The sequence below is a fragment of the Pelagicoccus mobilis genome, assembly GCF_016595505.1.
GTDB lineage: Bacteria > Verrucomicrobiota > Verrucomicrobiia > Opitutales > Opitutaceae > Pelagicoccus > Pelagicoccus mobilis.
Map to the genome: position 1 here is coordinate 97599 of NZ_JAENIL010000026.1, position 11477 is coordinate 109075.

Here is an 11477-nt window from a genome sequence, read left to right on the forward strand (position 1 = left end):
GCTTCGTGTTGTTGGCCATCAGGTCAGACGGCCGCGACCTTCGTTTCGTGCTTACTCGGAAAGGGTGAGGGTGAAAGATGTGAGTTTCGCAGGGGCGATCTTAAGGACATTCCCGCTTAAAGAACCGTCTTCGCATTGGATCTTCGCCTCGGCGGGTACGTTGAGCTCTACGCTTTTCGGGGTCTTGCCGCTGAGCGTGTAGTTGACTTTCAATGCGCTTGGGCCTGATGGGCTTACAACCACTTGGAGTTGATAGTCTCCGTTTTTGCTAAGGAAAGTCGGAGTTTTGCCACGTGTGTATTCGGTTAGCTTGAATGCGGTTGGCTGTCCGTCGACAGTAAGGCCGATTCCAGTTGAGTCGGCGAAGACCCAGCGATCGATTGGTCGGCTGCCTTCCTGTCCACGGCCGATGATATTTGGACCGATGTTGAGGCCGTCTCCCTTCCACGCTCCAACGATCGCTCCTGTAGGGGCGTGATAGGCGTAGTTGAGACCGCCTGGAAAACCGACGGCGATCGACTTGTCAGGCACGCGATCGATGGACTTGCGAACGAGGTAAGGCTCGTCGCCTTCCGCTTTGACCATGAACACTGTTTTCTTGAGGTGTTCGACGGCGGCTTGGGAAAGCCCGTTTTGCTCGTTGTCTCCCACGAGAAACGCTGAGATCCGGATGCGTGGATTCTTATGCTTACGCTGCCAGAGAACTTGCAGTTCTTGTTCTGAACTTTCGAGGACCTTGTCAGTGGCGTTAAAGTGCTCGCCAGTATTCAGCTCCTCGTCGTCGAGTAGAACACGAAGACGGTTCTGCCAGCCTCCATTGACCTTAAAATGACGTGTCTCGGGATTGGGCGCTTTGAGGTTGGCTTTGAAAAGAATCGCGTAGTCCTGAACCTCGACGAAGGACGTATCCATAATTCCATTGGGAAGTTCGCCGGTTTTTGTCGGTTCGACTGCTGCAATTTTCTCAAATGAGAAATCCTCGTCGCTGAGTCCTTCGTAGAGCTCGTAGCTGAGGTTGCTTAGGCCTTGGCGGCGAGACTTGATAAATGCAACTACTGAGCGAAGGTCAGCGTCGGTGTGAACGCCTTTGAATCCTGGCATTCCTTTTTCCAGGAAGCCATTGGCAATGCTGTTAAAAATTTCCTGATCGGAAGAACCGTGGACCCACTCGGCATCGGTGAGTTTTGGACCGGTTGCTCCTTCGAGGTTCTTGCCGTGGCAGCTAAAGCAGATGCTCTGGTAGATCGCTTCGCCTTTGGCGATGTTTGCCTCGTCAGCTGTGAGCGCGTTTGAAGCGAAGCCTGCAACGGCAAGACTTAGGGTCGGAATGAGTTTTCGCATAAGAACGAGAGGGATGGATTAGCGTGAAAAGTCAGGGGATGTGAGCCGGGGATGGTCTCGCCAACTATAATGTAAATCAAAAACGTTACGGTTTTATCGTTTTAGTAAGACTCACTAATGAGAGGCGTTTACCTTGGCACGGTTTCTGGTTTTGTACTCCTTTCGCATTGAGATGGATGAGGTTAAACGGGTGGATTGATCGGCCTTCTGGGGCTGGAGCGAGTCTAGGTCTTAGGAATTGTGGAAATGCGTCATGAGCCAGTAGTTGATCTGATTCAGCTTTTCAGCCACTGCGAGAGGTCTAATAGCTTTTTCGGTTTAACTGATTCAGGAGAGAATAGTTGGCGTAAAAGTACAATGGAAAGCACTGCTCGGCTCTATGCAAAGTGTGTAGTTCCTGCTATACCTTTTAGCGAAGGCTCCCCCTGCCTAGCCGAATGATCGGCGACTAAACCCTGAAACTCCCCAAAACCTATGAATCGACGTGAAATGCTACGCAGTTCGGTGGGCATCGCTGGTGCCTCTTTCTTATCTGGAACAAGTATGATGGCGGAAACACACATGAAGAAAGGCCGGCTAAAACAATCAATCGCATTTTGGTGCTTTAACGCGGCAGGGGAGAAGTGGAGCTTGGAACGAATCTGCCAAGTGGCTAAGGAGCTAGGGTGCGAGAGTGTCGAGCTGGTCAACACGGCGGAGGAATTGGCAACCGTCAAGAAGCACGGTCTTACATGTGCCTTGCTTGGCTTAGATATGTCGCCGAATCCGCCATTCACCCACGGTTACAACAACCCGGATCATTGGCCAAAGCTCTTCGAGCGCACTAAAAAGGCGATCGACGCCGCCTCCGAGTATGGCTGTCCAAATGTAATCGCGTTTACAGGTTATGCGTACAAGAATCCGGATGACCCCAATAGTGGCTTGATCGGTATGGAAGAGGGGGCGGGCAATTGCGTGAAAGGGCTCAAGAAAATGGCCGAATACGCGGCGAAGATGAACGTGACTCTTTGTCTCGAGCCATTGAATACGCGCGATGACACTCACCCGATGAAAGGGCATCCCGGCTATCAGGGGGAGCATATCGAGTACTGCGTGGATATTTTAAGACGTGTAAACTTTCCGAGCGTAAAGCTCCTGCTCGATTTCTATCATACTCAGATAATGGACGGGGACCTGATCCGCCGCCTACGCGAGTACAAGGATGTGATCGGACACATTCATACTGCTGGCAACCCGGGTCGAGGTGAGCTCGACGACACACAAGAGATCGCCTACCGGCCCGTAATGCAGGCTTTGGCGGATATTGGATATCAAGGGTATGTAGGGCATGAATACATCCCGACGCGTGATCCCTACAAGTCCCTGCAAGAGGCAGTGGCCCTCTGTACTGTCTAACTGGCTGGAGAGCCATCTCAAGTTGGTTCTGGAAGAATGAAACTAACCGGCTGCGACGGAGCGTAGCCCTCCCTATTTGTTAAGATGATCGCACAATCAACAGAATCGGTGGCTGAGCGTTTTTTTGCTCAAGTTGATTCGGGCCGTCGCGGCTCTTCTCTATTCGCTCATATGGGCGATGTTTGTTACTTCGCCAAAGATCGAGAAGGGCGTATTATGGCTGCGAACGAACCGCTCGTCTTATTGCTCGGTCGAGTTTCTAAGTCGGAGATAATTGGCAAGACTGACTTTGAGTTGGTGCCATCTTATCTGGCTGAGGCCTATCTAAAGGATGACGAGCTTGTGATGGGGCAGGGCGAAGTAATGTCCAACAAAGTGGAGCTGGTCACGCGGAATGACCTGTCGGTTCATTGGTACACCACTACAAAGGTGCCGCTTTATGGGAGAAATGGAGAGATCATCGGTCTTGAGGGAATGACACGACCATTTGCAGTCGCGAGCGGTGTTCTCGGTGCCTACCCGGAGATGTATAAGGTAATCGACTACGTTGAAGCGAACTATGCGAGACGTATATCAGTCGGTGAGTTGGCCCGAGAAGCGGGTCTCACGCTGAGAACGTTCGAACGAAAGTTTAAGAGCAAATTTGGGATTAGCCCAAGTGCTTACGTTAAGAAAGTAAGGATCAACGCTGCCTGTCGTGAGCTCGTTCAGACGAATCAAACGATCGCTGAGATCGCTGCGAACTGTGGTTTTTGCGACCAGAGTTACATGACAAAAGAGTTTGCCCGCTTGATGCAGGCGACGCCGCAGGTTTACCGAGAAACTCACGTAAAGTAAGTGAGGATCCCGGATAGCGACTGTCCTGCCGCTTGATTCAAATTAATTGTATAGAAAAAGTTATGACGAAAAAACCGAAGTTTTCGATTGGGAGCTGGGCCTTTTCTTTTGGCCCCTTTGAGAAGAACCCATGGACCTTTAACCAGGTTTGCGAGTATTCTGCGGAGGCGGGCTATGACGGAATCGAGATAAACGGTTTTCATCCGCACCCTCATCCGGATGTCTATAACTCAGATGCTAAGTGCGCCGAGTTGAAGAAGTACCTCGATGGCCTCGGACTTGGGATTTCTGGATACGCTCCTGATTTCACGATGGCTCCTCCAGCTAAGGTCGAGCAAGGGCTTTACATGGCTGAAGTTGAGAAGTGTACAGCGTTCTGCTCTCGCATGGGCATCGAATTGTTGAGGACTGATACAATAACGCCTCCTGAGCCGATCGAAGGAGCAGCCTACGAGGAGCAGTTTAAACGGTTGGCGGATAACTGGAGAGCCGCAGCGGAACTCGCTGAGAAAAACGGACAGACGATCGTATGGGAGTTTGAACCAGGGTTCTGGTTAAACAAGGCATCAGAGGTGATTCGCATGGTGGAGACTGTTGACCATGACAAGTTCAAGCTGCTGTTCGACACGAGCCATGCTTACATGGGAGCAGTAATCGGTGCGCGTCACCATGGCGAAAAGGAGATTTTAGAGGGTGGGCTAAACGAGTACGCTCGCCTTGCGAAGCCACACATCGGGCATTTTCACTTGATCGACAGTGACGGTAAATTGCACGACGAAGAGACAAGTGTGCACGCTCCGTTCGGCGCCGGTTTTGTAGGCTTCCCAGCGGTGTTGGAAGAGCTTGGCGACTCTGTGGAATCGCTGGATTGGTGGTGCTTTGATTTTTGCTTTTGCCCAACAACCGAAGAGGACGGGCGCAAAGCGATTCCTTTCGTCAACAAACTATTGGAGGACCGGAAATGAGCGAGGCTGTCGAACTGAATTTCACCACAATTGGAGAAGGCGACCCATTGATCTTGATTATGGGACTGGGCGCTGATGGTCCGGTCTGGGAAGAGCACGCCAATGAGTACCAAAAACACTTCAAGTGTTACCTGATTGATAACCGTGGGGTCGGCTTGTCGCCAAAACCTCAGGGCTCATACACCACGGATCAAATGGCAGATGACGTGGCCGCTCTAATGGAGAAAGAAGGTATCTCTTCTGCTCCAGTCGCCGGTATTTCAATGGGTGGAGCGATCGCCCAATCACTAGCACTTCGTCACCCAGAGAAGGTAAGTCGGCTCGTTCTCATCGCGACTTGGGCCAAGTGCAGCCCTTACATGAAGTTGGTATTCGAGCACTTCAAGCCGATGCGTGCCCACAGCAAATTGGAGGATTTCATGATGCTGCTTCAATTGTGGATTTGGGGACCAAAGTATGTGGCGGAAAATGAGGATGCCTTACAGGAGGCACGCTATGATATGAAAGGCGTTGAGCTACCGCAGCCTCGACAAGGATTCGAGGGGCAGTGCGACGCATGTACCAATCATGATACTACAGGGCGTCTCGATCAGATAAAGGTGCCAACCTTGATCACTGCTGGCGATAAGGACATTTTTACTCCGATCGAAGGAGCTGAGTATTTGAAGGAGCACATCGACGGATCGAAACTCGTCGTCTTTGAGGACTGTGCGCATACTCACCACTGGGAAGCATTGGAACGCTTCAATAAGGTAACAACTGAATTTTTGCTGGAGGGAAAATAGATGGGAATTCGGATCGGAACCCAGACTTATACCTGGCAGATGAGCGGCGGTAAGTACGACGGCCAGCTCGATCATATTCTCAAGGTTGCGGGAAACGCCGGTTTCGCTGGCGTTGAGCCAGAAACGCGTTTCCTAGGCCGACTTGAGGATCCAGTGCTTTTGAAGGAAGAGCTGGCTGCAAATTCTGTTCAGTTGCCAGCCTTGACTCTCGTTGAGGATTGGCTGGGCGACGGGGAGACGGATGCAGAACGCAAGCGGGCAGACGAGTGTATCCAAATTTTGGAAAACTTTCCAGACACGCTGCTCAATTTGTGTCAGATGCCAGGGACAGATCGAGAGAATCTGAGGGAGAGGCAAACGAATCTTCTGACGTGCGTGAATGAGATCGCTCGACGTGCGTCCGATAAAGGGATCCGTGTCGGTTACCACCCGAATTCGCCAGCTGGTTCAGTTTATCGGACGCGGGAAGATTATGAGGTTCTTTTGAATGGTCTGGATGCAAAGGTCATTGGCTACATTCCGGATGCAGGTCACATTGCTAAGGGAGGGATGGATGCTCTGGTGATTATCAAAGAGTATCGCGAGTTGGTGGTTCACGTTCACTATAAGGATATGTTTGAGGACGGGCGTTGGGCTCCACTTGGAAAGGGATCGATCGATGACCAGGAGATCACCCGCTATCTCGTGGATTCTGGATACGAAGGTTGGATCGTCGTGGAAGACGAATGCGATGAGGCTGTCGTAGATCCGGATAAGATAGCGAGTGATGATGGAGTATATGTTCGGGATAAGCTCATCCCGATCGTGAATTGTTAAGAGGATAGACAAAGACTGGATATGAAGAAAATCGGCTTATTAATTGGGATAGTGATTATGTTGATGGGAGCGGGAGGATGCAACGAGGTGAAACAGTGGCAGACTTACAAAGGTAAAGGCGGCCCTGGTGCCGGGAAGCACATCGTATTGGTGAGTGGCGATGAAGAATATCGTTCAGAAGAGGCGCTGCCGCAGCTTGGTAAGATGCTCTCCCAGCAGTATGGCTTTACCTGCACCGTGCTCTTTGCCCAAAGCCCAGAGGCTCCGGGCTTGGTGGATCCAAATTATCTGAACAATATACCAGGACTAGAAACCTTAGAAGAAGCTGATCTCATGATCATCTCTACTCGGTTTCGCGACTTGCCCGATGAGCAGATGCAATTGCTCGAGAACTACTTGCTAGCTGGGAAACCGGTCATCGGTTTGCGGACAGCGACGCATGGATTTCGAACCAAGGAGGATTCGAAATGGGCGCATTGGAGTTTCAACTACAAAGGGGAGAAAACGGAATGGCACGGCGGTTTCGGCGAGTTCATTCTTGGAACTACATGGGTGTCCCACCATGGCTGGCACAAGAAGGAAAGCCAGCGCGGGATCGTGGTCGAGGGCAATGAGCTCGTTCGCGGAATCGGTGAAGGTGAGATCTGGAGCTCTTCGGATGTGTACGGTGTGAAGTTTCGTCCAAATGCGGACATCGAGCCCGTGGTAATGGGGCAAGTCTTGGCAGGTATGAATCACGACGATCCTCCGATAGGCAAAGGACCGTATGAGAAGGTTCCGAAGTACGGAAAGGATGATCCAAATTTCGATAAGAACGATCCGATGATGCCGATCGCCTGGACTAAGAGTTACCAACTTGAGGGAGGCGATAAGGGCAAAGTCTTCATGGCCACCATCGGGGCTTCGGTGGATTTCCTAGAAAGCGGAGTCCGCACGTTGCTAGGAAATGCCGTTTATTGGAGCCTTGGAATGGAGGTTCCGAAGTCTGGCGTGAAACTAGAAGTCGTAGGCGACTACCAGCCAACCATGTATAATTTCTACAAAGAAGACGGTTACTATCAGAAAAAGAATATTCAAGTAAGCGATCATGATCTTTAAGCCCACTTTTTTTGCTACTACACGGGTGAAGGCGCTGGTTGCATCTGCTTCCTTGGTCTTTGCTGTCAGTGGCCTTTTCGCTGCTGACGATACTGAAACGATATCTGCTGTAGGCGGAGGATTGGGTGAGCGTATGCTCTACTATCCTCACTTCGAGACTGAACTCCAGTTGCGTTTCCCAGACAAGAAGGTTGTATTCAATAATCTCTGTCGTCCTGGTGACACGCCAGGGTTTCGTCCACACCCCGCTCGTAACTCTCCGTGGGCCTTTCCGGGAGCGGAACGATTTCGTCCAGAATTCAAGATCCATCATGGGCGAGGACATTTCGAGACACCTGATCAATGGTTAACGCGTCTTGAGACCGACCACGTGCTAGGTTTTTTCGGATACAGTGAGTCCTTTTCCGGATCGGATGGTCTTGCTCATTACGAGCAAGAACTGGAGGCCTTCGTAACGCACACGCTGAATCAGCGTTACAATGGAGATTCTTCACCGCAACTCACTCTAGTCTCTCCGATTGCTTTTGAAGACCTGTCCAGCCGCAAGGATTTACCTGACGGGGTGGAGGAGAACAAACGCCTCGAGGCGTACTCTGCGGTCATGCGTAAGGTCGCGAAGAAACGAGGACTCAAGTTTATAGACCTTTATCAGCCTACACTAGACCTGTTCTCGTCACCGGAAAGCGATTACACGATCAATGGGTTTCTGATGAACGATGAGGGGTATCGTTTCGTAGCGAAGCGACTGGTGGACGCTCTGTATCCAGGCTCAAAGAGAAAGAGCTCAGCGGACTACGATCACATGTATGCTGCCGTGGAAGATAAGAATTGGCACTGGAGAAGTGACTACCGAATCCTGAATGGAGTGCATGTGTTTGGACGTCGCTATAATCCGTTTGGCGATGATAATTATCCCGAGGAGTTAGAGAAAATTCGTCAGATGACTGATTTGCGCCGAGCTGCGATTGATGAACTGGCGCGTACAGGAAGCGGAGAAGGAATCGTAGTCGATGATTCAAAGACGCGAGAGCTGTCGCCGATCGAAACGAACTACCGCAACCCGATCGAGTTTCTCCCTGAAGATCAAGCGCTGGAGCGTTTCAAATTGCCGGAGGGGTATCAGATGAATCTGTTCGTTTCCGAAGCTCAGTTTGAGGATTTGGGAAGTCCGGTGCAGATGTCTTTCGATGCGAAGGGACGTATGTGGGTGGCGGTTATTCCATCTTACCCGCACTATCGCCCAGGCGACGGGAAGCCGAATGACAAAATCTTGATCTTGGAAGATTCCGATGGAGATGGGAGAGCGGATACTAAAACAGTATTTGCAGACGGACTACACATGCCGATCGGATTTGAGTTGGCTCCAGAAGGGGTTTACGTGGCACAGCAGCCGAATCTCGTTCTATTGGTTGACGAAGACGGCGATGATCGGGCTGATCGTACTGAGTACATTTTGCATGGTTTTGATTCGCACGATACTCACCACTCAATCTCTTCTTTCAGTGCGGGACCAGAGGGAGGAATCTACATGGCGGAAGGACGTTTTCTGCACTCTCAGGTCGAAACCCCTTATGGCACCGAGCGTTGCACAGATGGGGGCGTTTGGCGTTTTGACCCACGAACCTGGAAGCTAGAGAGATACATTCAAACTGACGTATCTAATCCTTGGGGAATCGCTTTTGACGATTGGGGAGAGCTGTTTCTTGCGGATGCTTCTGGTGGCGCGAATTGGTGGGGATTGCCGATCATGGCTAAACTGCCACATGGACGCGAGATGGGGAAGGTCGCCCAGTTCACTACACACCGGGTGCGCCCCACGTCTGGAGCTGAGTTTGTATCATCCGGGCATTTTCCCGACGACGTCCAAGGCGACTTTTTGATCAACAATACGATTGGTTTCCTTGGTACGAAGCAGCACATGATAGTGAGCGATGACGAGGAAGGGTTCACCGGTGAATTGCGTCAGGATTTGATCTCATCCACCGATCCCAATTATCGACCATGCGAGTTGGAGTTTGGGCCGGATGGCCGTTTGTACATTGTCGATTGGTACAATCCATTGATAGGTCACATGCAGCACTCAGCTCGTGATCCGAATCGGGATAAGGCCCACGGTCGCATCTATTGCTTGAGCTACCCCTCTAGAAACTTGGTGACGCCCGCGGAAATCGACGGAGCCAGCATCGAAACGTTGCTAGAAAACCTGAAGCTTTCCGAGTACCGCTCTCGATATCGTAGCCGTCGCGAGCTGCGTGGCCGATCTGCGGATGAGCTGGTTCCTGCTATAAAGTCGTGGGTAGCGAATCTTGATAAATCGGATACGAACTACGAACGCTTGTTGTTGGAGGCCCTCTGGGTGAGCTGGGGTGTGGGCGAAGTAGATGTAAGTCTGCTTGAAAAGTGTTTAAACGCTGATGATTTCCGTGCCCGTACTGCTGCGCTTACTGTGCTTCGTTTTGTTTATGATGATGTAGCGAATGCTGACGACTACCTTCGCAAGGCGATCGCAGATGAAAGCCCGCGAGTCCGCTTAGCGGCATTGGTGACGGCTTCTCATGCGAGTGAGATTGGGCCAGAGCTTGTTGTGAAGTCCTTATCTAGCCCCATCACTAAGTGGTTGAAGCCCACGCTTAACGCTGGTCTTGAGATCTATGGGGATGAGATTAGGAAGGCGTACGAACAATCCGGAATTGATCTCGGTGGGGATAGACAGCTGGTTGCCTATGCCAAAGGTGGTAAACGCTTCTCCTTTAAAGGTAAGGCTGTCGAAATCACGAATCTTTCTGCTACTGATCTAGCCCAGTTTAATATGGGTAAGGAAGTGTATCATAGGGACGGATACTGTGGAACATGTCACGGCGACGATGGCAAGGGGGCTATCGAGGGAATTTATCCGCCTGTTCTAAATAGCGAGTGGGTAAAAGGTAACGATGAACGCCTGATCAAACTCGTGCTAAAGGGGATAACTGGCAAAATCGAAGTAGCTGGTAAAGTGTACGATCCAGCGACTGGGGTGCCTCCGATGCCCGCTTTCGAAGGGATGCTAACCGATGAGGAGATTGCAGCGGTTCTAACTTATGTCAGAATTAACTTTGGTGACCGTAAGGGGGTTGCCCGTTCTATTTCGAGTGAAGCAGTCGAATCCGTTCGCGAAAGCACAATGGGCAAAAATGACTTCTATTCGGTAGAAGAGCTTCTTAGAGAGCACCCTTTCAACGAGATGGATTGATCGGGAGTAGGTATTAGGTTTCGTGTTACAGGAGTCATGTTACCTTGAATTGGTTCAGTTCTACGCGAATCGCTCTCTCTTGTCGCCTAGGCTTTGGTGATGGCGAGGCGAAGGGGTTCCTTCGCCTTATGCCGAAAACCTCAACCTGACAGATACAATGAAGTGTAAAGCGTTCTTCTGTTGCTCTCTTGGGCTATTATCGACCATTCCCGTTTTAGCTAATCCAGCGAAAAGTTATAGTGACGATTTCAACCGTGCCGAGTTTGGTGATGTGTGGATGAGTCACGCCAAGTCCTTTGAGATCAAAGATGGTGTTCTTCATGCCTGGATGAATGAAGGGGCCAATCATGGTGCTGTTACACGAGCGCAGTGGAATTTTGGAGACGCTGAAATCCAGTATGATTTCATGTTCGATGGCGCTGACCGTTTCAATTTTGTGGTCGATGACAAAAACTGCAAGGAGGTGCACGCTGGCCACACGTGTCGAGTGTCTGTTTCCAAACGTGGTTTCTCTATTCAGGACGACTATACCGGGGCGATGAACTTGGAGTTTCGAGAGCTAAGAAAGGATCCTGCGAATGCGGAATATGTGGAGAAGGTCTTGGCTGAAACTAAAGTTTTTGTGCCCTTTATGTTTGAAGAAGGTCGTTGGTATACGATGACGGTTCGAATGCAGGGAGATGTTATGACAGTGGACATTGATGGGAAAAGGGAAGGTAAATTGAAGTCGCCTGGTCTGGCTCACCAGACGAATACGCAATTCGGTTTCACGGTGATTGGTCGGCAGATGAAATACGACAATGTGAGAGCTAAGTCGTTGTAGCTCTCCCATCAAAAAGCCCCGACCTCTTGTTGAGATCGGGGCTTTGTATTCAAAATGTTAGTGGCGAGCCTTCGGAAGAAACTGTTCCCGCAATGCGCATTGGCGTCAACTTAAGTCGTAAGGCCCCTATAAAGAGTCTGTTATGCTTCCGTTTACGGCGTTGGAGCAGCCTCTTACGTTAAGTTTTT

At 50.6% G+C, this 11477-nt stretch carries 9 protein-coding genes; 8 read left to right on the top strand and 1 reads right to left on the bottom strand.

Annotation, left to right across the window (positions count from 1 at the left end; all coding sequences use genetic code 11):
- Nucleotides 1–51: 51 nt before the first annotated feature.
- Nucleotides 52–1341, bottom strand: a complete 1290-nt coding sequence (locus JIN87_RS14800; RefSeq protein ID WP_200356359.1) for a c-type cytochrome — start codon at nt 1339–1341, stop codon at nt 52–54.
- A gap of 474 nt (nt 1342–1815) precedes the next feature.
- On the opposite strand from JIN87_RS14800, the gene JIN87_RS14805 reads away from it, so the two are divergent.
- The 8 genes from JIN87_RS14805 to JIN87_RS14840 all read left to right on the top strand — a co-directional run bounded on the left by JIN87_RS14805 (nt 1816) and on the right by JIN87_RS14840 (nt 11289).
- Entirely contained in the window at nt 1816–2736 is a 921-nt protein-coding gene (locus JIN87_RS14805; protein ID WP_200356360.1) for a hydroxypyruvate isomerase family protein, read from the top strand.
- A gap of 84 nt (nt 2737–2820) precedes the next feature.
- Nucleotides 2821–3573, top strand: coding sequence for an AraC family transcriptional regulator (locus JIN87_RS14810; RefSeq protein ID WP_200356361.1), 753 nt, complete (start codon nt 2821–2823; stop codon nt 3571–3573).
- 62 nt (nt 3574–3635) lie between these two features.
- Nucleotides 3636–4538, top strand: coding sequence for a sugar phosphate isomerase/epimerase family protein (locus JIN87_RS14815; RefSeq protein WP_200356362.1), 903 nt, complete (start codon nt 3636–3638; stop codon nt 4536–4538).
- The gene (locus JIN87_RS14820; protein WP_200356363.1) at nt 4535–5323 is read left to right on the top strand and encodes an alpha/beta fold hydrolase; all 789 of its coding nucleotides are present in this window, start codon (nt 4535–4537) and stop codon (nt 5321–5323) included. The genes JIN87_RS14815 and JIN87_RS14820 overlap by 4 nt, the downstream gene beginning before the upstream one ends.
- Nucleotides 5324–6139: a sugar phosphate isomerase/epimerase family protein gene (locus tag JIN87_RS14825; RefSeq protein WP_200356364.1), complete on the top strand. Its 816-nt coding sequence runs from the start codon at nt 5324–5326 to the stop codon at nt 6137–6139.
- Nucleotides 6140–6160: 21 nt separating this feature from the next.
- Nucleotides 6161–7237: a ThuA domain-containing protein gene (locus JIN87_RS14830; RefSeq protein ID WP_200356365.1), complete on the top strand. Its 1077-nt coding sequence runs from the start codon at nt 6161–6163 to the stop codon at nt 7235–7237.
- Complete coding sequence (locus JIN87_RS14835) at nt 7227–10466, top strand: PVC-type heme-binding CxxCH protein (protein ID WP_200356366.1); 3240 nt, start codon at nt 7227–7229, stop codon at nt 10464–10466. The genes JIN87_RS14830 and JIN87_RS14835 overlap by 11 nt, the downstream gene beginning before the upstream one ends.
- 157 nt (nt 10467–10623) lie before the next feature.
- Entirely contained in the window at nt 10624–11289 is a 666-nt protein-coding gene (locus JIN87_RS14840; protein ID WP_200356367.1) for a 3-keto-alpha-glucoside-1,2-lyase-like domain-containing protein, read from the top strand.
- The last annotated feature ends 188 nt before the right edge of the window (nt 11290–11477 follow it).

What these genes read in the sequence shown, in the direction of transcription:
- JIN87_RS14800 (WP_200356359.1), bottom strand. Translation starts at nt 1,341, where the DNA reads ATGCGAAAACTCATTCCGACCCTAAGTCTTGCCGTTGCAGGCTTCGCT.
- JIN87_RS14805 (WP_200356360.1), top strand. Translation starts at nt 1,816, where the DNA reads ATGAATCGACGTGAAATGCTACGCAGTTCGGTGGGCATCGCTGGTGCC.
- JIN87_RS14810 (WP_200356361.1), top strand. Translation starts at nt 2,821, where the DNA reads ATGATCGCACAATCAACAGAATCGGTGGCTGAGCGTTTTTTTGCTCAA.
- JIN87_RS14815 (WP_200356362.1), top strand. Translation starts at nt 3,636, where the DNA reads ATGACGAAAAAACCGAAGTTTTCGATTGGGAGCTGGGCCTTTTCTTTT.
- JIN87_RS14820 (WP_200356363.1), top strand. Translation starts at nt 4,535, where the DNA reads ATGAGCGAGGCTGTCGAACTGAATTTCACCACAATTGGAGAAGGCGAC.
- JIN87_RS14825 (WP_200356364.1), top strand. Translation starts at nt 5,324, where the DNA reads ATGGGAATTCGGATCGGAACCCAGACTTATACCTGGCAGATGAGCGGC.
- JIN87_RS14830 (WP_200356365.1), top strand. Translation starts at nt 6,161, where the DNA reads ATGAAGAAAATCGGCTTATTAATTGGGATAGTGATTATGTTGATGGGA.
- JIN87_RS14835 (WP_200356366.1), top strand. Translation starts at nt 7,227, where the DNA reads ATGATCTTTAAGCCCACTTTTTTTGCTACTACACGGGTGAAGGCGCTG.
- JIN87_RS14840 (WP_200356367.1), top strand. Translation starts at nt 10,624, where the DNA reads ATGAAGTGTAAAGCGTTCTTCTGTTGCTCTCTTGGGCTATTATCGACC.